Consider the following 22,457-nt stretch of genomic DNA (forward strand, 5'->3'; position numbering starts at 1 on the left):
TCGCCTTGGGCTAATTCAGTACAGTCCGGGTCACTGGATGAAAATTGGCAATGCGGATAGGACGGGCAATAAGTGGGTAATTACGATGGTCGATTGAGCCGCGACCGCGCCGGACTAGATTCGGGCAGCAATGGAAGCGCCCGTCCCAGTGGGTTCGATGGGCATGAAGGAGAACGATCAATCGAACAGAGGCGACGAAGGCAGCAGCGGTTCGGCGTCAATGAGAGAGCAGAACGTCGTTTTGCGGATCGCCCGTCTGGACGGCTACTCGGGCCGTTGTTGACGTGCTGCCTTCCATGAACAACTTTGACACTTGAAAGACTTCACCTCGGTGACCACGTTCGTAACAGGGAATGTCGCCATGCCGAACTCCAGACTGCGCAATAGCTTTCATGTCCGCATCTATGGCAGCGACCTGGGTCGTTGCATCAAATGGATCTTGGTGGCTGTTGGCCTGACAATCCCCGTGACTCAAGCAAGGGCGGAATATCTAGTAAACATCGGAGATGTACTGGAGGTTGCGGTGGCGGGCGTGCCGGAGCTACGGCATCGTGCTCCCGTTCAAATGGACGGGAATATTTCGTTGCCACTGATTGGAGCGCTTCCAGTGGCCGGCCTGCCCTTACCACAGATCCGAGCCAAGATCGGGGCTGCCCTTGCGCGCAAGGTATTTCGACAGAGGACGGCCGATGGCCGTGAGACGGTCGTCGTGATCGACGCAGACGAGGTCACGACGATCATCGCGGAATACAAGCCCATATACGCAAATGGTGATGTATCGAAGCCGGGCGAGTACCCTTATCGTCCGTCTATCACCGCACGCCAGCTCGTCGCGGTGGCAGGCGGCTACGACATCATGCGCGTCAGAATGAACAACCCCTATCTCGAGTCAGCAGACCTGAGAAGCGAGTATGGTTCGCTTTGGACAGAGCTGGCCAAAGAACAGGCGCGTATGTGGCGCATCAAGTCTGAACTTGGAGAGGGAACCCAGATCAATCCAGCCACTCTGATGGACGCGCCCTTGGCTCGATCGGCGATTTCGGAAATCGTTAACGCAGAAACGGAATATCTGAAGGCCAAGCAGAGTGATTATCAGCAGGAAAAGACGTACCTTCAGCGCGGCATTCGACAGGGAGACGACGAGGTCCGCGTGCTGTCAGAACAGCAGAAGAAGGATGAAGAAGGACTTCAGTCAGATCTTGATGACCTGCAGAAATCGACCGAGCTCTTCGGCAAAGGTTCCTTGATCAGCCCTCGCGTCACGGATGCGCGGCGCGCCGTGCTGCTGTCATCAACGCGGAAGCTACAAACCTCCGCGCAACTGATGCAGGTCAAGAAGCAGCAGGACGAGTTCGTCAGGAAGCTGGCAAAGCTGGATGACCAGCGGAGGCTCGACCTGCTCCGTGAGCTGCAAGATACCAGCGTAAAGCTCAATCAGATCCGCGAAAAGCTGCAGAGCGTCGGCGAGAAACTTCAGTACACTGCGATGGTGCGATCACAGCTCGTGCAAGGAAGCGGCGACCACGCGGAGATTGCCATCATCAGGAAGGGCAATAAGGGTCAGGAACGGATCATCGCTAGCGAAGATACCGAATTGCAGCCGGGTGACGCCGTCGAGGTCACCCTCCGATACCAGGATGGTCCTGCCGCGCCTCCTCGAAGGGTCGGCAGTTCAGACATTCCATCAGGGACAAGCCGGCCCGATGCGACCCCAGGCGATTCGGTGCGCGTCGGACAGAGGTAACAAGCGCCGTCGCAATTCCGCAGCGGGAGATGGCATTTTGCTACCTATGCCTGCCTTGGCGAAATGGATGACGCGACAACCGTGAGCGCTCGATGGCCCGTCCCGGCGGGTGGCACCACCCGCGATGCAGTCCAGCGGAGGTAGCTCGTAAGGCCCAAAATCTCCACGCCCCGTGGGCGCGACTTGCAAGTAATGTAGAGCCGCATTGCACGGAGCCCAGTTGAGCGAATGCGGAAGCTTTCCGAAATGATCTTGGTGACCGGAGGTGCCGGCTACATCGGGTCCCACGTCTGTATCGCATTGCTGGACGCCGGCTTCGACGTCGTCGCCGTCGACAATCTTTCCAACAGCAACAAGGCCTCGCTCGAACGGGTCCAGTCCATCTGTGGGCGATCGCTCATCTTTCGGCATGCAGATATCCGGAATGAAGAGCGGATCTACGATATTCTTCGTACCTGCGGGGTGACTGCGGTCATTCACCTTGCAGGACTAAAGGCGGTGGGCGATTCCAACGTACGGCCCATGACGTACTACGAGAACAACGTCCTGGGAACGATGCGGCTAGTGTCGGCCATGAAGAGAGCGAACGTAAAGACGCTCGTGTTCAGCTCGTCGGCGACCGTCTACGGGATGCCCAGATACCTGCCGCTCGACGAGAAGCATCCCCTCGGGCCGACCAATCCGTACGGCCGCACAAAGCTTGTCATCGAAGAGATGCTGAAGGATCTCTGCAGGTCCGACGACGGTTGGCAGATCGGCAATCTGCGTTACTTCAATCCGGTTGGCGCGCACGAAAGCGGGCTCATCGGAGAATCCCCCCTGGGCGTTCCTAACAATCTGCTGCCGTTCGTAGCGGAGGTGGCGATTGGGCGGCGGGAGAAGCTGCAGATCTGGGGAAACGACTATGACACGCCTGATGGCACCGGAATCCGCGACTTCATTCATGTGGTCGATCTCGCGTCCGGGCATTTGAGTGCCTTGCGTCAACTGAAACAGCCCGGTGTGCTCACGGTCAATCTTGGCACGGGTAATGGCAGCAGCGTTCTGGAGGTCGTTCGCACATTTGAGGCGGTGAGCGGGCGGCCGATCCCCTATGAAATCAGGGAGCGCCGTTCCGGCGATGTCGCCGTCTGCTATGCTGACCCGACCTTTGCGATGGACGCGCTGGGCTGGAAATCGACCCGATCGTTGCAGCAAATGTGTGCGGACCATTGGCGTTGGCAGGTGCAGAACCCCAACGGTTATGGTGGTAACGAATTCTCGAAGGTTCGGGAGCGGTCGAGGCATCTCCCCTGTCATAGCTGAACGCGCTCGCCCAAGGTGTTGACCGGGGCACTGGAGGGACTAACTGCGTGAGCGGAACTCGGGGGCAAGCCTCGGCAGTAAGCATGCCGCCCTTCAGAGGTAGCTCGTAATGACCCTAAATCTCCGCGCCGCGGAGCAAGCCTGCGGCTAAGATGCTGTCGCGCATGGGATTGGCGATGCCACACTATCGTGCATACGTTCTGGACGAACACGGCCGGTTGGGGAGCGTGGTCAACCTTGAATGCCCAGACGACGCGTCTGCAGCCAGGCGGGCCGGGCAGTTGGCGGACGGTCACGAGGTCCAGCTTTGGCGACTGGTCGCCGAGTTCAAATTTGACGACCCGCAGCACCGATCCAAGCGGCGGCGGAATATCCGGGCACCAATGCATTGAGCTCGATTGATGGTGCGCTTCGTCTCGCGTTCAACTCCCGCACCCCCGGTGCAAGCCATATCAGTGCGCTCACTAAGGACGTTGGCGCGTCACCGCGTCGGGATCTTGGCCTAATTGCGTCATCATCCAGCCGGCCGCCGCAGAAAGCGCGAAGCCGACGCAGGTCGAGAGCGCATCGACCATAAAATCCTCAAATCTCCCGTGCCGTCCCGGCACCCATAGTTGCATGATCTCGAGCAGGCCGATCAGGGCAACGGCGAGCGCTGAAGCAGTCAAGCGCCGCTGCGGATAGGCAAGGCCGAAGACAATCCCGATCAGAAGGAAGGCGAGCGCGTGATCGCCTTGCTGTCCGAGAAACGGGTGAGGCCGAACGTCCTGAGGTCCGAGCGTTACGAAAGTGACAGCGGCCGCGAGCAGCCACGCGATAAGCCGAAGAAGAGCGGTGATAACCACTAAAGGGCCTCGATTTGGCAGCCCCACCGGGGGTCTTCATTTCTGAAAGGCGATTTCAAGAACATGCTCCCTCCGTTCAGCGCAAACGGCAACTTCAATAAATCGGACCCTTCAGCAAATATTTTCGCACGCTGCGGCGAGGCCGCGAACCTTTAACGATCCATCCGGCTGCAGCGCTCCCAGTCCGGGTATCGACCTGCCAGTTTCCACGCCAAGCTGACGGGACTGCCGCAGGGTGTGTTCGTCTGCAGTGGCCTTAGGTAGCGGCGCTGGCTGCTCTGAAGCAATCCCGTTGTCCTGCTGCGGAAATCCTTTCGACCAAGTTCATGCGCCACCTGAGCGGTACGAGATCAATGGTTACCACCTGCTCCCGACATATGAGTGCAGGATTCCTGATGTGCGTGGACGAAAGGAGAGTACTCCAAAAGGATTGGACACTGAACGGGGAGGGTCCTCCATTCGAGCTATATGATTCGCGTAAAGATGGAGTGCATAATGAGGCATCTGGGGGCATCTGAAGGATATCGTATCGCCACGCGACAGGTGATTGCAGATGGCTCGCACGGTCATGCTCAACGGGGAGGTGAAGATCTCCCTCACGCGGGGAAGATGCGCCTCCATGTGGATGGCAGCAGCCATGCTCGCTATGACATGGCCATCGGAAACGGAGGCTTCCCGGGATCAGCCGCGGCACCTCGCAGACGCGCAACAGGCGACCACTGCCCGCGATCGCGGCTCTGACACGTTCAAGAAGTTGCTGCCGCGCCCGGGCGGCAGCGACAAATCGATACAGGTTGCGCAAGCGACGACTAGCGACACAGGGGCCCTGCAGCAGCCTCCGAAACAGAAACGCGACTGGGCAGAGTCGCTGTCGTGCGAACTTGCCCTCGCACGGCGCGACATAGAGCTGCTGCAACATCTCGAGCAGGAGCATGATCGCGTCGAGTGGCTGGTGCAGGCACTCGACGATGCGCGGCGCGAGGTCGAAACGCAAAAGGCGTTGGCAGCGAAGGCCGTCGAGGAAGGTTCCCGACTGAAGGAAGCTTCCCGGCCGAATCAAGCGGGCGAGAGTGGCGCGGCTGAACTGCAGGCATCCCTGCAGCAGGAGCGCGAGCGGTCGGCGCGGCTGGAGCAGGATCTCGCAGCCGCGCGGCGCGATGTCGAAACCCACACCGCGCTGGCGACGAAATCGGGTGAGGAAGTCGCCTCGCTTAAGCAAGCGGGGAACAGCGTCGCCACGGAGCTGCAGGAGACGCTGCAGCAGGAGCGCGACCGGTCGGCGCGGCTGGAGCAGGATCTCGCAGCCGCACGGCGCGATGTCGAAACCCAAACCGCGCTGGCGACGAAATCGGGTGAGGAAGTGGCCTCGCTGAAGCAAGCGGGGAACAGCGTCGCCACGGAGCTGCAGGAGACGCTGCAGCAGGAGCGCGACCGGTCGGCGCGGCTGGAGCAGGATCTCGCAGCCACGCGGCACGATGCCGAAACCCAGGCTGCGCTGGCGGCAAACGTGAACGAGGACCTTTCGCAGCGAAGTCGGGCGGCGGGGGCCAGTGCCGAGGACTTGGGGCAATCGGTGCAGAAGGAGCGCGAAAGGGCCGACACGCTTGCGCAGGATCTCTCCCTGACGCGAAGCGCTATTTATGCATATCAGGCACAAACAGCGCTGTTGGCGAAAGCCAGCGAGGGCCCGTCCCTGCTGAAAGCGGCAGCAGGGGGCGATGCGGTGGAGTTGCAGAAATCCCTGCAACAGGAGCGGGATCGGACCGGCCAGCTGGAGCAGGCGCTTGCGGCTGCCCGACGAGATATTGATGCGCAGACGGCGCTGGCTGCAAATGCCAGCGATGAAGTCGCCAGGCTGACGCAAGCAGCAAAAGCTGACGCCGCGGAGCAGAGACGGTCGATGCAGAAGGAGCACGAAAGAGCCGAAGCGCTGGCGCAGGGTCTCTCGATGGCACGCAGCACGATCTACGCATACGAGGCTCAGGCGGCCAAAGCCAGCGAGGAAGCAGCACAGCTCAAACAGGCTGAGGCGAACAATACCGCCTCCTTGGCGCAATCGGAACGCGAGCGCCAGCGGGCTGACCAACTGGCCCGGGATCTCGCGAAAGCAAGCCGCGATCTCGACGCACAGACCGAGCGCGCGTCCAAGGCAACCGAGGAAACCGCAAGGATCAAGCAAGCCGGACAGCGCGACTCGGCCGAGCTGCGCAGCTTGTTGCTGCGTGAACGCGAGCGGGCCGAGGGACTGGAAAGGGATCTCGCATCGGCGCATCGAGACAACGGCGCGCTTGCGGCGAAGATTCCCTCCGCTGCGTCTCCGCCGGCTGCCACCGGCAAGGCCGTGCGCGAGGAGCCGCTGTCAGCGCCCACACGGCCAGTCCAGAACCGGCCCGTCCCCGTCCAGGACAAACCAGTCCAAGACAAACCGGTCAGAGACAAGCCAGTCCAAGACCAGGACATAGCGGCGCGCAGCCAGGGCGATGCCCAGGTCAATCCTAACGAAGGGGTGCAAGCGGCGAAATTGATTGCCCGCGCGAGCGTACTGCTTGAACAGGGAAACATCGGCGCGGCGCGGATCGTGCTGGAACGTGCCGCTGAGATGGGCAGCGCTCGAGCAAGCTTCGTGCTCGCAGAAACCTACGATCCGCTGATCCTTCCGAATTTCGGAACGTATGGAACGCAAGGCGATCCCACTAGAGCGCAAAATCTTTATGCGCGGGCCGAAGCTGGAGGAATCAAGGAAGCGAAGGCGCGATTCGAAGCGTTGCGCCGATAGCGCGGTCTTATGAGGCGATTTTCCCAACCGACATGCGCCATCAAGGATCGAAAGCACAGACACGGATGCAGCGTGCGTAGAGGAGTTCGTTGATGAAAAGATTCATAGAATTGCACCGGCTGCTGTTGCTCGTGGCGCTCGCATCATTGCTCCTGGCCATTCAACCCTGGGCGGATGCGCGGCCGCAAGACATTCGGCCTCACAAGGTCCGTCTGGCACGGCCCGAGCCGCCGCAGCCAAGGCCTGAGGTGACCTCCATGAACGCCTGGACGATCGGCCTGGCCGGAGGTCTCCTCGAGGGCGCGCCGATCCGCCTGGCGGCGGAGATCGCCCGTGTGGTCGACGATGGGGATAACCTCCATGTCCTGCCGGTGGTCACCCGCGGGGCCACTGAAAACGTGAATTCCCTGCTCTATTTGCGGGGCATCGATGCGGCAATCATCAACTCCGACGCGCTCGAGGAGTACAAGAGCCAGGTACCGGACATCCAGCGACGAATTGCGTACGTCCTGAATCTGTTCCCGTCCGAGCTACATATCTTCGTTCGGCCGGAGATTCAGAGCTTGAGCGATCTCGCCGGCAAGAAGGTCAATTTCAATACGCAGGGCACCGCTGCGGCCTATTCGGGGCCGCTGATCTTCAGCCGCCTCAACCTCGAGGTGGAAAAGACGTTCATTCCGCACCAGGTCGCGCTCGAGCAGATGCGCAAGGGCGAGATAGCAGCCGTCGTCTTCATTACATCGAAGCCGGTGGATGCCTTCGTGCGGGGGCGCTGGGAGCCGGGATTCAAGTTCCTGCCCCTCCCCTACGACGGCAGGTTCGAGGACTACTATCTTCCCGCTGCCCTCGGTGAAGCCGACTATCCCGGTCTGATCAAACCGGGCGAACGGGTTTCAACGATCGCGGTGCCGACCGCTCTGGTCGCCTTCAACTGGCCGACCAAGTCAAATCGCTCCGAGCGCGTCTCACGCTTCATCGACCACCTGTTTTCCCGGATCGACAGATTGCAAGCGCCCGGTTTCGATTCGAAGTGGAAATCCATCAATCTCGCTGCGACGGTTCCGGGTCTCACGCGCGTCCCTGCGGCGCAGGCGTGGCTGGATCGTCAGCCCCGCGCAACACAAGCATCGCAATGAAACGCGCCGCGATCCTGCTTCTTATTTCACTCGGGGGTACAGGCGGCATTGCGTTGGCCCAGGATCCCATGACGCAGCTCCGTTCCTGCCTTCAGATGGAACACGCGGAGCGCCTGAGCTGTTTGAATAAATTGACGCGTACCATCGCGCCTCAGCATCGGCTGACGCTCGAGGACGACTGGATCGTCAGCCAGACGACCTCCCCCATAGACTACTCACCGATCGCGACCGCTACGACATCGTCGCGCAGCGGGACCGGCCAGTCCGTGATGCAGTTATCGATACGCTGCCGCGGCGGCCGGACGGAGCTGGTGCTGGCCGGATCCGACATTTCCCGCGGAGGCGGTGATGATGCGATTTCCTACCGCGCAAATGATAATCCGGCTGTGCAGGTCGCAGCAGCCGCCCCATCATTCGGTCTTGGCGTCGCGTTTACTGGCGATGTCGTCCGCCTGGTGCAGTCCCTTCCGGATAGCGGGGACCTTATTGTCCTCCTCTCATCACGGGGCGGGGCTGCCCGTGCCGGAACCTTCTCTCTCGTCGGGCTCGACGCAGCGCGGGCAAAAATGGCTGCGGCGTGCAAATGGCCACGCGCGACCGCGACACCGAACCGTTGATGGCGTGCAAATGATCTTCTTCGATGGAGGCGCATAATGACCAAGTTTCATCATATTACCAAAGCGATCGCGACAGGGGCCATCGCCGTTTTGGTTTCCACATCGTTTGCTGCCGCGGAACAGGGCGGAAAATACTGGACGCCGACAGACGGGCAATCCGTCCTGCATAGGACGAGCCATGCCAGGCAATATGTGGCGAAGCAGACGGCGACGCGAAAACGGCCCGCGTTTGCTCGTATGGACCATCAGGCCACAACGAAGAAGAGAGACCATCATCTGATCCTGCAGGTGAATACCAACGACCCGGCTGCGATGAATCTCGCGCTCAACAACGCGGCCAACGTGGCGCAATATTACAAGGACGCTGGCGAGAAAGTGAAAATCGAGGTGGTCACGTTCGGGCCCGGCCTGCACATGCTGCGTGAAGATACGTCGCCGGTAAAAGCGCGCCTCGAGGAGATGGCCCTGAGCACGCCCGAGGTTTCGTTCAAGGCCTGCGGCAACACCCAGGAGAAAATGCAGAAGATCGAGAACAAGGACATACCCATTGTTCGACAGGCGGAGGTCGTTAAGTCGGGCGTCGTGCACGTAATGGAATTGCAGGAGATGGGCTGGGCCTACGTCAAGCCGTGAGCCGGACAGATCGCGCATCCATATTTTAACGAAGCGAACATCAACCTGGCAGGGCGCGAGCCGGCCTTTCCGAAGCGACTAGATGCGTTTCGGTGGCTGTGCCATCGTCAGCCGGCAACATGTCCCTTATCGCAAGATTCGGGTCGGATAACGCACAGGTGAGCTGCCCTGTCGTCGGCTTTCTCCGAGGCCAATTTCAAATGGTTGCTGTAGAGCGGGCCCGAACACCTGCACATGGATCGAGTGTCGCTCTGAAGGCACAATCCCCCGCTCCATCTGAGGTTCATATCTCTGTGTGAGCTGCTGCCGGTTTGATGGACACCAAGATTGGGTGTTTTATCGAGCCAGAGGTGGGTCATGCAGAGACGGAAGTTCAGTCGAGAGTTCAAGATCGAGGCGGTCAAGCTCGTCAGGGAGCGCGGGGTATCTGTGGCGCAAGCTGGCCGAGACCTGGGCGTTCATGAGAACGTGCTGCGCAAATGGGTGAAGGAGTTCGGCTTCGACGCTGCGCAGTCCTTCCCCGGCCACGGGCAACTGAAGCCTGAGCAATTGGAGATCGAGCGGCTGCGGCGCGAGGTCAACAAGCTGAAGGCGGAGCGGGATATCCTAAAAAACTGTCCAGCGGGATGGCGCGCCTGTGCGGGGTAGAAACAGCCTTGTGCTATCCCTCGGCTCGGAGGGTAGCGGCCGTCGGCTTATTGGAGGCACTGTCCCCGTTAAAAAACGTGGTCCATGGGCGCATGCGGACTTGAGAGTGGTGACGCCGTTTCGGCGGCGATCCCGATTAGGAAGATGACAAATTGGCATAGCCCAGACCCTCCAGCCCATCATCGGACGGAGGATTTGCGATGCCTAAGAGGACAACTGGTGGCGGCCCGGACTTAAAGCCGGTCAACCTTGACGCGGCCGCTATCGACATCGGGTCAAAGATGCACATGGCCGCGGTGAACCCGGCCGGCACCGATACGCCAGTGCGTGCATTCGGCACATTCACGCAAGACCTGCATCAGCTGGCGGACTGGTTCAAGGCGTGCGGCGTGACTAGTGTCGCGATGGAATCCACTGGCGTCTATTGGATCCCGGTCTACGAGATCCTAGAACAGCGCGGGTTCGAGGTCATTCTGGTCAACGCGCGGTACGCCAAGAATGTACCTGGGCGCAAAACGGATGTCAGCGATGCCGCTTGGTTACGCCAGCTCCACTCCTATGGCCTGTTACGGGGCAGCTTCCGACCCGATGCCGAGATCGCAACCTTGCGAGCCTATCTGCGTCAGCGCGAGCGGCTCGTGGAATATGCTGCCGCCCATATCCAACATATGCAGAAGGCCCTGATGGAGATGAACCTGCAGCTCCATCATGTTGTCTCCGATATCACCGGCGTGACCGGCATGCGGATTATCCGAGCCATTGTCGCAGGCGAACGCAATCCCGACGTCCTAGCAACCTATCGGGACGTGCGCTGCCATTCATCGATCGAGACGATCCGCGCAGCACTCGTAGGCAATGACCGCCACGAACATGTCTTCGCGTTGACTCAATCGCTGGAGCTCTACGACGCTTATCAGGCAAAGATGCTCGACTGTGATCGCAAGCTCGAAGTCCTGATCAGTGCATTGAACACCAAAGGAGCAGGACCAGTCGGAAAGCTAGCCAAGCCACGCGTCAAGACCAAGCAGGTCAACACACCCACCTTCGATGTCAGGACCGCGCTGTATGGCGTGCTTGGCGTCGATTTGACTGAGATCCATGGGTTGGGTCCGTCGCTCGCATTGAAGCTCGTCGGCGAGTGCGGCACGGATTTAAGGGCATGGCCGAGCGCCAAACACTTCACTTCCTGGCTCTGCCTCGCACCCGGCAACAAGATCTCCGGCGGCAAGGTGCTGTCCCGCGCACACGGAGATCCTCAAGTCGCGCAGCTGCGCTGTTGCGGTTGGCAGCAACAACCGTGGGGCGGAGCGAGGCAGCGCTTGGAGCATTCTATCGTCGGCTGTCCTCACGCGCGGGTAAATCGAAGGCCGTGACGGCGACGGCTCGCAAGATTGCGGTTTTATTCTACAACACACTCCGGCACGGCATCAGTTACAGGGATCCTGGTGCAGACCAATATGAACAGCAATATCGTAGCCGTGTCCTCGCCAACCTACAGCGCCGGGCGAAATCGCTAGGCTTCGTGTTGCAGGCCATTCCGGGCGACGCCAATCCGGCTGTTTCTTAGGAAGGCCGCTGCCTACTTCGCGAAGGAAGCGACATGAAGTTCGGCTTCATCGCGAAGCACCGGGGCATCTGGCCGGTGGCATGGCTATGCGAAGCGATGGGCGTGTCGCGGTCGGGCTTTCATGCCTGGCTGAACCGATCGCCCAGCGCCAGATCCCGAAGCGACGAGACCGTAGGCCAGCAGGTCAAGGTCAGCTTCCTTGCCAGTGACCGGACTTACGGCGCGCGGCGCGTCTGGCGAGACCTTCTGGCGGACGGCGTCGAATGCGGCCTGCATCGGGTCGAACGGCTGATGCGCCTGCAGGCCCTGCGGGCGCGGCCACGACGCCGGCGTCTGCCGAAGGACGCAGGCCATCGCCAGATTGCGAACGTGGCGTCGAACCTTCTGGATCGGCAGTTCGAGGCCGAGCGCCCGAACCAGAAGTGGATCGCCGACTTCACCTACATCTGGACGGCTGAGGGCTGGCTCTATGTGTCGGCGGTGATCGACCTGTTCTCGCGCCGGGTGGTCGGCTGGTCGATGAGCGCCAGCATGACCGCCCAGTTGGTTGCGGACGCCCTGTTGATGGCGGTCTGGCGGCGCGGCAAGCCGGATGCCCTGATGCATCATTCCGATCGCGGCCGCCAGTACGTCAGCAAGCAGTTCCAGCGCTTGATGGCTGATAGCGGCATCGTCTGCAGCATGAGTCGGTCCGGCAACGTCTGGGACAACGCGGCGATGGAGAGCTTCTTCTCGTCGCTGAAAACCGAACGCACCGAGCGCAAAACCTATCGCACCAGGAACGAGGCCAGAGCAGATGTGTTCGATTACATCGAGCGGTTCTACAACACGACCCGACGTCACTCGACGATCGGTTACCTCAGCCCTGTTGAGTTCGAGCGCAAGGTGGGATTAGCTTAACCCGGTGTCCATCAAACCCGCAGCAGCTCAATGGTTTCCAGCGTCATGTAGCGGGCACGCTGGACCGCCCACTAATCGTTCTGCTCGAGCAGGATCGCGCCGATGAGGCGGACGATGGCATCCTCGTTGGGGAAGATGCCGACCACCTTGGTCCGCCGCTTGATCTCGCCGTTGAGGCGCTCGATCGGGTTGGTTCGCCCGCCGACCAAGCGAAGGCTGAAGGGCCAGGACCGGGTTGAAACTCAGCATATTGGACCTCTTAGGACGTGTAACTAAGAGGCCAATTAGGCGAGTCACCGTAGCGGCGACCGCCACGACTTTCTAACGCTTCGCGGTAAGTTAAAGTGTGAAAAAAATGTCAGAATCTCTCGCTGCCTGTCAGATTTGATCGGATCGTGCGCTCGATCAAGCTCACAAATTGTAGCTATCCGAGGTGCGAGGCAAAGCGCGACCCGGCATCAGTTTACCGCCTGCGAGACCACGGCTGGAGCTTTGGTCGGGGCTCAATTAGCGGAAGTGCGATCTTATTCCGCAAGCAAGCCCGCGGGGCGCCTCCGCGCGATCAATGAGTTCAGCTTATTGGCGGCGCGGATGGCGATGCCGAGTGGGAACGGATTGGTCTGGCGAAAGAACGCAACCTTCTTCACATAGCCTTCAACGTGCCATTTGGCGTGCGCACCCCTGCGGAAATAGATCACGTCACCCACGCCGTAGCGCTTCGGCGGCATGCCCTCGCCCTCAAGCACGATCGATCCCTCGAGGATCACGATGGTCTCGTCGACATCGTAATACCAATTGAACTTGCCTTCGGTGCAAGACCAAATCAGGGTGAAGGCCGCACGATCCGCACTGATCGACAGCACGCAGTTGCGGGCTTCCGGATGGCCTTCGATGATCCAGGACGGCTCGATCGGCGAAGGCTTGAGATCGACCTTGTAATGCCAGGCTTCAATGGCTGCACGCATCAGTTTCCCCTCTGCTTACAACGAAGCAAGACATTCCCGACTTTTCACGGGAGCGTGAAGATAGCATTTTGCCGCGCCTCTTCTGAGGTACTCCTTGCTTGTGGGAACAACTGTGGCAATCCCATCAGACTACGCGCGCTATTCCCAGACGTGCACTAACTGTCGCGTCAGCCCCACACCCCAGCATGACGTCGCAGGGACATCATATTGGGAGTCAACGCGCCCGCCAATTCTGGGATCATTCCTTCAGCCGGCACACCAATCATTCCGTAAGCACTCAATTTCCCGGAAAAATAGAGACCGCAGGAGCTAAGGCGAATCTCCTGCGGCCATTTTTTTTCGGACAGGATCATCAACCACACCCACAGACATGAACGCGACTAGCCGAGTCGAGCTCTCGGCGAATAGCCGAGGGCAGGGCTTGGCTCTGCTGCTCATGATTATGTGACTAGCAGCTTTTCATCGTAACCGCCCCAGGACGAAGCGTCACTTGTCAGCGCTGTAGCCGTCGCAGCAGCAGCCCCGCGGCACGGGCTTTGCTGATGCTTGGCTGCTGGGGATTTCACAGGCCCAGATTGAAACAGGCCGCGGCCCGCGACACTGCATTTCGCAGCTCGGTGGCGTGTCTTTTGAGGGACCAGTGGCACAACCGCCCAGCGGGCAGAACTTACGGCTTTTAGCTACGGAATTTTTGATGATGGTCCGCTTACCCATGATCGTGGTCATCTCGCCCGACGGGGAAAGGTCATACTGGGTTGCAACGGTCGAACCTGAGAAGGCGACCGAAGCGGTCGCCCGGGTCGTCGGCGCCGGGCACACCATAAGACTCTTGCAGCACCGCCAGCGCGTGAAATCAGATGCGCTTCGACCAGGCGAAGTCCGCGGGCTCGATCTCTGACTAGAAAGCGTACCCACTAAGGGCATTTATCTGCCTCAAAAGAGCGGCGTTCCAGGTTCCGCAGCCGGTCTATTTATCGGGTTCGCCATATTAGCGGAGTGAGATCGGGTCGTTCTCGCTACCGTCTCTTTGAAGGGGTGTCGTGCGGATGACCCGGTTCTTCTTCCACGTTCACAACGGCATTTCCGTGTTCGATGATGTCGGATTGGAACTTCCGGACATCGAAGCCGCGGAAGCAGCCGCGATCGAATTGTTCGGAGAAATTCTCAACGATGGACCGGACGGTCCATTGTGGCAGAAAAACACATGGCGCGTCGAGGTTTCGGACGGTCCCGGAATCCGGCGAGTGGGCCGTCTTGATCCAGAACTTCAGCCGACTACCGCGGTAGGATTGATAGCTGCGCGCGTGATCGAAAATTGAACCATAAGGAAAGTCCGTCTGATCCATCGTGGCGGAGGATCACACCATCGCCTTGAGCGCCATAACTTAGATCATCTTTCCGCAAGCTGTCGCCCTCCGCTGCCCGCACTGGCGATTTTCAATCTCGTGGAGGCTGGCGCTTCTATCCAAATGGTTGCGCCGGAAACCTAGAGCCCCAACCGGGAAGGTCCCCCGTGTTGGGGCCTTTGCTTGGGATGGTACCGAGTCCTTCTGCTGAGACGGCCCACCTTGAAACTTAAACGGCCCCACCAGTGGGCCGCCAACGCGCTGGTCGGGTTTTCGTCCAGCAGCCGGGGGGCACCTGTGTGGCTGGGGCCCCCGACACACGCGCTGCCAAGCGGATTGTTCCACTTACGTTGGAGTCCCCAAGCCGGGGCGTCTCTCGGCCGTAGTCCGCCGAAGGTGGTACCTCTCCGTATCCAGCTTAGATTCACTTACGTTACTGCCGGGCCGTCGCTCTTGGTGGACTATCAAAGAAGCCTGCCGCGTAGCGTACTGGCAGGCCTTCGGCCCCAGCGCGCCTCCTTGCTAGGAACCTGCCGCTGGGCCTTCTCCGCTGGACCCGTATCAAATTGCGAGGGTGGACGAGACGATAATCCGCAATCCATTCAGGGCGTGCGGCGTCCATGAAATTCGCGGGCGTGCAGATCACTCGGACGACTATCCCGACGGGACACGACACCATGAATCAAGAGGTCAACACAGCAGCCATCGACACGCAGACGCCGGCGCCGCGTCAGGGCTCCGACCTACTCGGCGGGGCATTCCTTGCTACGGCTGGCGTTATCATGACCGCCTGGATCGGTGGCCTGATCTGGGGCGCAGCAGCACTGGTGATCTGGGTGATAACCTAGAAACAGTGGCGAATTGCGCGGCTTTAATGGCGCTGCAGACGATCATTCCCCAAAGCGCACAGCTGATCTGGATGGCGTCCAGCATGTCCCGTCCCCCCGTGAATTAGCTCGTTGCTTCTTTTTTTGGTTAGAACCCCAAAGTCGTAAGCAGCGCTCACGGTACAGGCGCCGAGGTACCGGACCGATTCCGGATAACTACCGCGCGTAACACTGTCGTACCAAATCGGAAGTAAGCCGACTGCACCGATCGCCTCAGCGCTGTTCGGGGCGCATGTTTAATTCTTGGACCGTGCGAAAGCCTCGAGCGATCCGGCGCCTGGGCCTCAGCTTCCACCCCCATAGAAGTTGGGGCCGATTTTTTCCGAATCCCGGTCGACGCGCGATCGGATCTTCGAGACCGCCGCTGCTAGGCGGCGGTCGGTCCTCTACTTGCCGTTGTGCTCACCCTAAATTTGCGATTGGATCATGGCTTTCGGGACTTTGGATCCGATGGCCGTTCATTTGATTGTGGCGAAACTCCTCCGAGACCAGCTTGCCTTGCGGGGTATCCGATCGTTGACCATCGATGAATCAGAGGCGATTGCTGCCTGCATATTCGAAAGGATCACTGAACTTGAGCTGGAGGTCGCTGCCCGGGACTTCAACTCCACAAGCCGGGACAAACCGACATGACGAGCAGCTGATGGGCCTGCAGGGGGCTTGCCTCGAAGCGCCGCGAACAATTAATTGGCACGCAAAAACCCGCCGGCTCGGGAGCCGGCGGAGTTTGATTGAGATTGTTGGCGATCGGCGGGCACCGATCACTGGATTGCGTTAGCAGAGTCGCCGGCCCAGCGCGAACCAGTTGGGCTTTGATTTTGACGCCACTGAGCAAGGGCTAACTTGCGCACCGCCTTACTTTTGAAGCGCCTGCCTCCATATGGGCTGGCCGACCCTCAGATTTTCAGCGACGTTTTGCCCTTGTTGCTCATTTCCTCGTAGCTCACCCTCGCACCCTCGTTGAGCGTGCTCAGCCCCGCTCTTTCCACGGCCGAGATGTGAACGAAAATATCCTTGCCGCCATTGTCGGGCTGGATGAAGCCGTAACCTTTGGTCGCGTTGAACCACTTTACAGTACCTATCGCCACGCGTGTCTCGCCTGAAAAATCACGACGTCCTAGCTTGCCAGAAGCTGGTCGCCGGGATTGCTCTGCGAACGCGCGGAGTCGGCCCGATCCGAGCGTCCTCACCTGAAGACTCGGACGCCGAAGCTGCTGAAGTCGCTTTCGACCCCGCTGATGATGAAGCGTCGCGGCGGGCGGGCGGCTCCAGCGATCAGAAGGTTGGCTGATGTTGGCCGCGGGAGCTTAGCAGATCCGGCGGCCCTTTCCATCTCAGCGGCGCATCTGGCAATCTAAGGAGCGGAGAAGGCAGAGTGACGACAGCTATAACGAACTTGCTTGCTCGAAACGAAGAGCTCCTCAAGCAACTTGGAGCCACCGAAGATGCCGATCAGCGAAGCGATATCCAACCGACAGCTTGAGCAGGTCGATACTGCGCTACAGTTCCTGGGCGTGCCGGAAGGGACAAGCGAATAAGGACGGTCTGTCGCGCCGCTACACGCTTGAATCCTGCCCTGGTGCTGTTAGGGTCCAGCCAACGCATCCGTCAGATCTCCGTCGCGAGCGGCAAGTCTCAAGCTCCCCCGAGCGCTTCGTTTGCGCCGCACCGATCAGGGCGCGGCAGTGCCACTTCGTCTAATGATGCCGCGCTCAACGAAGTTCGCCGCATCCTGAGCAGTCATGTTCTGACTATAGAGGCGTCGCACTGCCGGGCTTAGCCGCTCGGCAAAGATAACGACCATCATGTTATCGCCGGTGATCTCCTGCTTGCCCATTTGCTCGGCGTGCGACCCAGCGCGCTGCATTACACGCTGAAACGCCGCCGTCGGGCGGGATTCGTCGGGGAAGTGCGCCGGTTTCGGCTGGCTATCAACTCATTGTCAATGTAGTCGGTCAGACTTTTCTGGAGCGCCGCAGGATCGACATCGTACGCTTGCACCACCTTCGAAGCTTTCGCGTCATTTGTCAGCGCGAGTAGCAGGTGTTCTAGCGTCGTATACTGGTGTTTTCGCGCATCGGCATAGCCGAGGGCGCGCTGCAGAGTGATTTCAAGTTCGGTAGAGGCCTAATCCCAGCATCGACTATGGTTGATGGCGTCGCATCCTTCATGCGCGGCGCGGTGACCTCGCCGCGAATTGCAGCTGCAAGTGTGTTCCAATCGGGAACGCCAAACGCCTTGGCGATCAGTTCAAGGCATGGTTATTGGTAATCTTCGCACCGTGGTCAGCTAGAAAGGCCCGAGCCGTTTGCGCCATGGCTTTGGCGTCGCGATAATCGCGCATGATCTTTCATCCTTTGCTTTGAATGAAACCGAGGTGCCAGGAGCTTGCGTTGCTGACCCGTTCGTTCGGGCAAAGAGCTATGAAACACCTATGATAAGTTTACCATCCTCACTGGGGCGCAAGCAGCAGGTCGTGATCTACCTGAAGATAAATGATCCAGATGAGAAACGCTGTCAACTGCCATGACCCGATACATCATGTGCCGGGTAGGGTCACGAGCGGCCGATTTCGGTTGCACTGGTCGACTTCCGCTTTCACGTCGGGGAGCGGAAGAGATGCTGAGTCCCCTTTTTTGTTCTCCGATCCTTGACGGCGGATATCCTCTGGAATCTCGCGGAGGAAGCTTTGCCCTTTTTGCAAACGGCGCCCGAGCGCCTCGACGAACCCTTCAAAGCGTTCTCTGCTCTTTAACTGCGCGGCTGCCTGCGCGTCGCTTGGCAACGGTGGCGTAATCGTCAGCCAGAAACGAATGAAGAGAGCCAAAGTCTCGGCCGTCAAGGACATCACGCTCCAGCCTCTGCATCTGACGCGATAGCCGATCTAGACGTCGGGTAAACGCTGCCTCACGCCTGTCCGCCCCATCGGTGACAAAAATGAAGCAACAGGCGCTTCCACGATCGCAGATCGGGAAAGGTTTTTGCGATCGGCGAGCTCAGAGATCTGTTTCAGAAGCTCTGGACGGAATAGACGTTCATCCGGTCGCGCATATTTGCCTCATAGCTCCATATCGTCATTCGGGTCCAAGGCGACTTGACGGGCGACGCGCGCATCTGCCGACGCATAAGTCGAGACTGCCGGACAGCGTCCTCATCGTCGTCAAGATGACGGCGAATTCTTCTGCCGTGTCGGCTCGGTCGTCTCCTTCGCGATCGCGACGTGATCAGGGAGTTCGGGCTCGCGACGAAGCCCACTGTTCGCTGTGTCTGACTCGGACTCAGCGGCTCTGTCAGCTGGACCTGCCGTCGGCTTCAGCGTTCCGAACGCTGGCTATCCGTCCGTTCGCGATGATCGACCCAATATCCCCGGATCAGGAGACGGCAGAACCGGCTCAGTGAATCGGCGATCCTCGTAGTAGCGCACCTTCTTCGCTCGGATCGGCGGTGTGCCCGCCCCATGACGATCTCGTCCTTCGCCGGAAGCTGCATGATTTCGCCGGGGGGCAAGAGCGGCCTCGCCGTCTCCTGCCGTGAGACCATACCCCGCCATGGGTTCAATCGGTGCCCAGCATAATTCTTCATGGCCGGCGTCTCCGTCGCCGTGCCGAGCGCGCCGGACACGCGCTTTGCGGTCCGCCCGTCATTGGTCGCAAAGCTGACACTGACGTGGCTGTTGTCTGGGATCGCATTGTTGGGCTCAATCGATCTGATTGAGCGACTGCGCGATCGAAACTCAGCGTCGCCTCGATCGCCGCTTTGGGTCGTACAGAAAGGCGCCACGCCTGCTTCGGTCTTGTCCGCCTCGGCACAGAGGACATGGAGAATGGCGCCGACTAGGAGCGAATGACTGGTCTTCTCCCTATGGTTCCGCTTGCCGGTCGCACCGGCGCGGTGTGCCGACCGGCAATCGCGACACCGACAGTGCCGACGCCTTCTGTTGCCCTCGCTGTTGCGTCCTCCTGCCGAATACGAAGCCGCGATCGGAGGAGCTTCTGATGGCGCGCACAAAGAGAGCTGGGCAGCTGATGCGATTGCAGCTCTCCAGCATCCGCGACCAGCTCGACAACCTGCTCGACGAGGCAGCGCGCGCGAACCTGTCGGCGCGTGAGACGCTGATCCTGCTAGCGCAAGATCGCGCGCAAGGATCATCGCCGCATCGAGTTGGTGCTAAAACTCGCGCACTTCCCGACCTTGAAAGAGCTTGCGAGCTTCGACGTCGAGGCGCAGCCGTCGATCGATCCAAAGCAAATCCGCGACCTCGTCACTACGGATCGCCAATGGCGAGAACTTACTGTTGCTCGGGCCGCCCGGCGTCGGTAAGCGCACTTGTGGATCGCGTTCGGGCGAGAGGCGACGGCGATCGGGCTGGTCGCTGGCCTCTCCAAGGCGCATGGCGAGCGACGCCTGGACGAGAAACTGCTCGCGCAATCGAAGCCAAAGCTGCTGATCGTCGACGAACTCGGCTACTGGCGCTGGAGCCCGACGCGGCGCATCTCTACTTCCAGCTAGTTAGCCGCCGCTACGAAACCGGCGCCATGCTGATCACGCCGAACCGCAGCGTTGCCGAATGGGGCACCGGTGTTCGCAGATCCTTTGGTCGCCACTGCCATCCTGGAGTCGCTCCTGCACCACAGCCACGTGCTGACCATCCGCGGCGACACCTACCGGCTCCGCGCCACACGAAGAGCAGCCTCATCAAGCCGCCCGCTGCTTACGGCCCTCCGCTCCGCCTCCCTCCGTCCCGTCAGTGGCCGGGCCAACCTTCAGTCGACAACATGAACCCCAGGGTGGAGGCCGTTCTGCATGACGCAAAGGGGGCAGTTCCGGGTGGCGTTTGACAGCTTCGACATCCCACAAGGAGCTTGGGGAGGGCCACTTGCGTCTAGATCCAGCCCGGCCCCCTTACCGCTATCGAGCGCGCAAGCAAACGAACAGTTGATATTCTCGGTGCGGGACTTGGTCTGGCAGTCCTTCGCGATAGCTGCCGTCGCGATCAGGTTGGATTATCCCGGCCCGATCCTCTTCAAGCAACAACGATGCGGTTTCAATGGCCGAATCCTCATCCGCAAGTTTCGGACGATGCATGCGCTTGAAAATGGGCCTGTCGTCGTTCAGCAACGCCTCTTGACCGCGCATCACAGGGTCGGCAGATGGCTAGGGCAAACGAGCGTCGACGAGCTGCCGCAATTGCTGAATGTCCTCGACGGCAGCATGTCGCTGGTCGACCCAGGCCCCCCTTGTCGTGGCACACGACGGACAGTTCGACAAGCTTGTTCAGAAGTACGCCTTCCCGCCCCGAGTGAGGCCCGGATTGACAGGATGAGCTCACATCTATGGTTGCCGCGGATCAAGGCCTATATCGACCATGGTTGAGAGACGTTGGAGTACGACCTCTGGCACATCCACAACTGACGCCTTCAGCTTGATCTTATCCGGCTGCGAACTCCAGTCGAAGTGCTGCGGGGACGCAACGCATATTAGGCGCACAGGATAGGCGCCGCGACGGCCATTTGACCCCAACCATCTCTTCCATCAGTGCAGATTAGATCACGAGCGCTGACGAAGCTTCGGGCTTGCATCCCCTATCCGAAACTCCTCAATCCTCCGGCCAGACTTCACGGCAGCAACCAACCACCGCGGCCGCTTGCCACGACCCGACCAAGTCTCTGACGTCTGGGGGTTGCGGTATTTCGGCAGTACCCGCGGATACTTTCGTCTCGCCTTGGCAGTCGGAGACACGCCCGACCCGCCTGAATCCGCCAAAACAGCCAACCCGCCCCCGAGAACGGCCAGGCGCTTCTCCAGTTCGTGTTTTTCCGCCTTAATCCGGTCCGATAAGATCCCGCTAATTTCCTCATGAAGCGACCAGAGATCGTCAAGGGACATTAATTCTAACTCGAGTTTCTTCGCTGGCATGCTCGCACCCTGTAGTTGCGCCAAAGTCAATATGCCCCGGATCGGCATTAATCAAGACGGTGAACTCGATTTACCCAACAAAATGTATGAAACCGCACTTGATCCGCATTCCGAGATAACTGCGTCGCAACAATCAATCAAGGCGAAAACCAATGGGCTACCCGAATAACTTAATTGTGAGCGGGTAATTCGCACGTCCAGCGCGCAGCGGAACCATTCAAGCTAACCGATGTGATGGGCTCACATTAAGCGCCGGTTACAAGTCATCTGCAACGCGACATTCTCGATGAATATCGTTGGCGCGTAGGCTGCCTTGGTTCGGGGGAGCCTCGTTATTGCACGCCTTCGGATATGCGCAAGCAGCCGCCAACGAGCTCAAAGCCCCTCGGCGCTCAGCCGCTCGGGCTCCATCTGGGCTTCAGGTCCCGAATCTCCGAGGCGCAGCCGGGCGAAACGATGCTCCGGGCCGTACCTTGAGACGCGAGAGGAACTCGATTGAGATCTTCCCGTTTCTTGCTCCGCAGCAAGGCATTGACCTGCCTATCCTCATTTAACAAAATAACCGTCGCAAATAATAATTAAATAATATATTGTTTATTGTCGTATCGATTTTGAAGCACTGACTTTGGTCCATCGTTGATTCGCGTGCTGGGGCAATAATTGCTCGAAAGCTGAGGATGACAGATGGATCAGGAGTCAGTCGAACGGTGACGAGAATGCTATGCATCGGCAAGATCTCGAAGCCATGGACTTTGAGGAACTTTGGCTCCTTCACGAAGAGCTAACAAAGATACTTGCCGAAAAGATCACAGTCGAGAAGCGAGAGCTCGAAAAGCGTCTTGCGCAACTCAACCAGCCGGATAAATTCGGTGAAGCTGAACGCCGGGCCGCCAACGCCGGAACGAGCGAGCCGCCGCGCCGCAAATACCCGAAAGTCGTGCCAAAATACTTCAATCCACTCCGCCCGACGGAGACTTGGTCGGGGCGTGGTAAACAGCCTCGCTGGCTAGTTGCCGCGCTCCAATCGGGGCACACGCTCGAAGAGTTCAGGATTCGCGAGAACGACGAGTCGTCCGATCGGAATGCCGGTGGACAAGGGCATTAACTCCGCGCAACTGCAGACATGTCGTTTGCTAAAACTGTTTAACCTTGAAGGCGTGCGAGCGTTGCTG

Annotated in this window: 19 protein-coding genes and 6 pseudogenes; 16 read left to right on the plus strand and 9 right to left on the minus strand. The window is 59.6% G+C overall.

Going from position 1 to position 22,457, the window contains the following annotated elements:
- Positions 1 to 313: 313 nt before the first annotated feature.
- Both RX329_RS27975 and galE read left to right on the plus strand, forming a co-directional pair.
- Complete coding sequence (locus RX329_RS27975) at positions 314 to 1,744, plus strand: polysaccharide biosynthesis/export family protein (RefSeq protein ID WP_317244584.1); 1,431 nt, start codon at positions 314 to 316, stop codon at positions 1,742 to 1,744.
- A 246-nt stretch (positions 1,745 to 1,990) separates the two neighbouring features.
- On the plus strand, positions 1,991 to 3,049 hold the full coding sequence (galE, locus tag RX329_RS27980; protein ID WP_317244585.1) for a UDP-glucose 4-epimerase GalE: 1,059 nt from the start codon (positions 1,991 to 1,993) through the stop codon (positions 3,047 to 3,049).
- Between the two features lie 464 nt (positions 3,050 to 3,513).
- On the opposite strand, the gene RX329_RS27985 is transcribed toward galE, so the two are convergent.
- Positions 3,514 to 3,888: a VanZ family protein gene (locus RX329_RS27985; RefSeq protein WP_317246445.1), complete on the minus strand. Its 375-nt coding sequence runs from the start codon at positions 3,886 to 3,888 to the stop codon at positions 3,514 to 3,516.
- 559 nt (positions 3,889 to 4,447) lie between these two features.
- Between RX329_RS27985 and RX329_RS27990 the strand changes: the two genes are divergently transcribed.
- From RX329_RS27990 to RX329_RS28020, 7 genes and pseudogenes are all read left to right on the plus strand, one after another.
- A complete protein-coding gene (locus tag RX329_RS27990) occupies positions 4,448 to 6,670 on the plus strand; it encodes a hypothetical protein (protein WP_317244586.1) in 2,223 nt (740 codons plus the stop codon).
- A gap of 92 nt (positions 6,671 to 6,762) precedes the next feature.
- A complete protein-coding gene (locus tag RX329_RS27995) occupies positions 6,763 to 7,806 on the plus strand; it encodes a TAXI family TRAP transporter solute-binding subunit (RefSeq protein ID WP_317244587.1) in 1,044 nt (347 codons plus the stop codon).
- Entirely contained in the window at positions 7,803 to 8,423 is a 621-nt protein-coding gene (locus RX329_RS28000) for a hypothetical protein (RefSeq protein WP_317244588.1), read from the plus strand. Before RX329_RS27995 ends, RX329_RS28000 begins: the two co-directional genes overlap by 4 nt.
- Before the next feature lie 36 nt (positions 8,424 to 8,459).
- Positions 8,460 to 9,056 carry a DsrE family protein gene (locus tag RX329_RS28005; RefSeq protein ID WP_317244589.1) on the plus strand — a complete coding sequence of 199 codons (597 nt, stop codon included), beginning with the start codon at positions 8,460 to 8,462 and terminating at the stop codon, positions 9,054 to 9,056.
- Between the two features lie 357 nt (positions 9,057 to 9,413).
- Positions 9,414 to 9,668: pseudogene (locus tag RX329_RS28010) on the plus strand (transposase); the annotation flags it as partial.
- Positions 9,669 to 9,904: 236 nt separating this feature from the next.
- Positions 9,905 to 11,271 (plus strand): annotated as a pseudogene (locus RX329_RS28015) (IS110 family transposase).
- Positions 11,272 to 12,171 (plus strand): annotated as a pseudogene (locus tag RX329_RS28020) (IS3 family transposase); the annotation flags it as partial.
- A gap of 74 nt (positions 12,172 to 12,245) precedes the next feature.
- On the opposite strand, the pseudogene RX329_RS28025 reads toward RX329_RS28020, so the two are convergent.
- From RX329_RS28025 to RX329_RS28035, 3 genes and pseudogenes are all read right to left on the minus strand, one after another.
- A pseudogene (locus RX329_RS28025) lies at positions 12,246 to 12,365 on the minus strand (transposase); the annotation flags it as partial.
- Positions 12,366 to 12,695: 330 nt separating this feature from the next.
- Positions 12,696 to 13,136, minus strand: a complete 441-nt coding sequence (locus RX329_RS28030) for a cupin domain-containing protein (RefSeq protein ID WP_317244590.1) — start codon at positions 13,134 to 13,136, stop codon at positions 12,696 to 12,698.
- 167 nt (positions 13,137 to 13,303) lie between these two features.
- The gene (locus RX329_RS28035; protein ID WP_317244591.1) at positions 13,304 to 13,489 is read right to left on the minus strand and encodes a hypothetical protein; all 186 of its coding nucleotides are present in this window, start codon (positions 13,487 to 13,489) and stop codon (positions 13,304 to 13,306) included.
- A 693-nt stretch (positions 13,490 to 14,182) separates the two neighbouring features.
- Here RX329_RS28035 and RX329_RS28040 point away from each other — a divergent pair.
- Together RX329_RS28040 and RX329_RS28045 are read left to right on the plus strand one after the other, a co-directional pair.
- Positions 14,183 to 14,455: a DUF6894 family protein gene (locus RX329_RS28040; protein WP_317244592.1), complete on the plus strand. Its 273-nt coding sequence runs from the start codon at positions 14,183 to 14,185 to the stop codon at positions 14,453 to 14,455.
- 647 nt (positions 14,456 to 15,102) lie between these two features.
- Complete coding sequence (locus RX329_RS28045) at positions 15,103 to 15,330, plus strand: hypothetical protein (protein ID WP_317244593.1); 228 nt, start codon at positions 15,103 to 15,105, stop codon at positions 15,328 to 15,330.
- Positions 15,331 to 16,265: 935 nt separating this feature from the next.
- Here the strand turns inward: RX329_RS28045 and RX329_RS28050 are convergent.
- The 4 genes and pseudogenes from RX329_RS28050 to RX329_RS28060 all read right to left on the minus strand — a co-directional run.
- Positions 16,266 to 16,457, minus strand: coding sequence for a cold-shock protein (locus RX329_RS28050; protein ID WP_317244594.1), 192 nt, complete (start codon positions 16,455 to 16,457; stop codon positions 16,266 to 16,268).
- 778 nt (positions 16,458 to 17,235) lie between these two features.
- On the minus strand, positions 17,236 to 17,478 hold the full coding sequence (locus tag RX329_RS42055) for a Clp protease N-terminal domain-containing protein (RefSeq protein ID WP_410706520.1): 243 nt from the start codon (positions 17,476 to 17,478) through the stop codon (positions 17,236 to 17,238).
- Between the two features lie 430 nt (positions 17,479 to 17,908).
- A pseudogene (locus RX329_RS28055) lies at positions 17,909 to 18,420 on the minus strand (CopG family transcriptional regulator).
- Between the two features lie 7 nt (positions 18,421 to 18,427).
- Positions 18,428 to 19,065, minus strand: a pseudogene (locus tag RX329_RS28060) (type IV secretory system conjugative DNA transfer family protein); the annotation flags it as partial.
- A 468-nt stretch (positions 19,066 to 19,533) separates the two neighbouring features.
- Between RX329_RS28060 and RX329_RS28065 the strand changes: the two are divergent.
- From RX329_RS28065 to RX329_RS28080, 4 genes are all read left to right on the plus strand, one after another.
- Positions 19,534 to 19,689 (plus strand): hypothetical protein, encoded by a 156-nt coding sequence (locus tag RX329_RS28065; RefSeq protein ID WP_317246446.1) that lies wholly within the window; start codon positions 19,534 to 19,536, stop codon positions 19,687 to 19,689.
- 6 nt (positions 19,690 to 19,695) lie between these two features.
- Positions 19,696 to 19,878: a hypothetical protein gene (locus RX329_RS28070; protein WP_317244595.1), complete on the plus strand. Its 183-nt coding sequence runs from the start codon at positions 19,696 to 19,698 to the stop codon at positions 19,876 to 19,878.
- 69 nt (positions 19,879 to 19,947) lie between these two features.
- Entirely contained in the window at positions 19,948 to 20,148 is a 201-nt protein-coding gene (locus RX329_RS28075; RefSeq protein WP_317244596.1) for an ATP-binding protein, read from the plus strand.
- 24 nt (positions 20,149 to 20,172) lie between these two features.
- The gene (locus RX329_RS28080; RefSeq protein WP_317244597.1) at positions 20,173 to 20,742 is read left to right on the plus strand and encodes a sugar transferase; all 570 of its coding nucleotides are present in this window, start codon (positions 20,173 to 20,175) and stop codon (positions 20,740 to 20,742) included.
- Between the two features lie 174 nt (positions 20,743 to 20,916).
- Here RX329_RS28080 and RX329_RS28085 read toward each other — a convergent pair whose 3' ends face one another.
- On the minus strand, positions 20,917 to 21,285 hold the full coding sequence (locus RX329_RS28085) for an H-NS histone family protein (RefSeq protein WP_317244598.1): 369 nt from the start codon (positions 21,283 to 21,285) through the stop codon (positions 20,917 to 20,919).
- A gap of 721 nt (positions 21,286 to 22,006) precedes the next feature.
- On the opposite strand from RX329_RS28085, the gene RX329_RS28090 reads away from it, so the two are divergent.
- A complete protein-coding gene (locus tag RX329_RS28090) occupies positions 22,007 to 22,390 on the plus strand; it encodes an H-NS histone family protein (RefSeq protein ID WP_317244599.1) in 384 nt (127 codons plus the stop codon).
- Positions 22,391 to 22,457 lie beyond the last annotated feature (67 nt).

Source organism: Bradyrhizobium sp. BWC-3-1 (assembly GCF_032917965.1).
Taxonomy (GTDB): Bacteria; Pseudomonadota; Alphaproteobacteria; order Rhizobiales; family Xanthobacteraceae; genus Bradyrhizobium; species Bradyrhizobium canariense_D.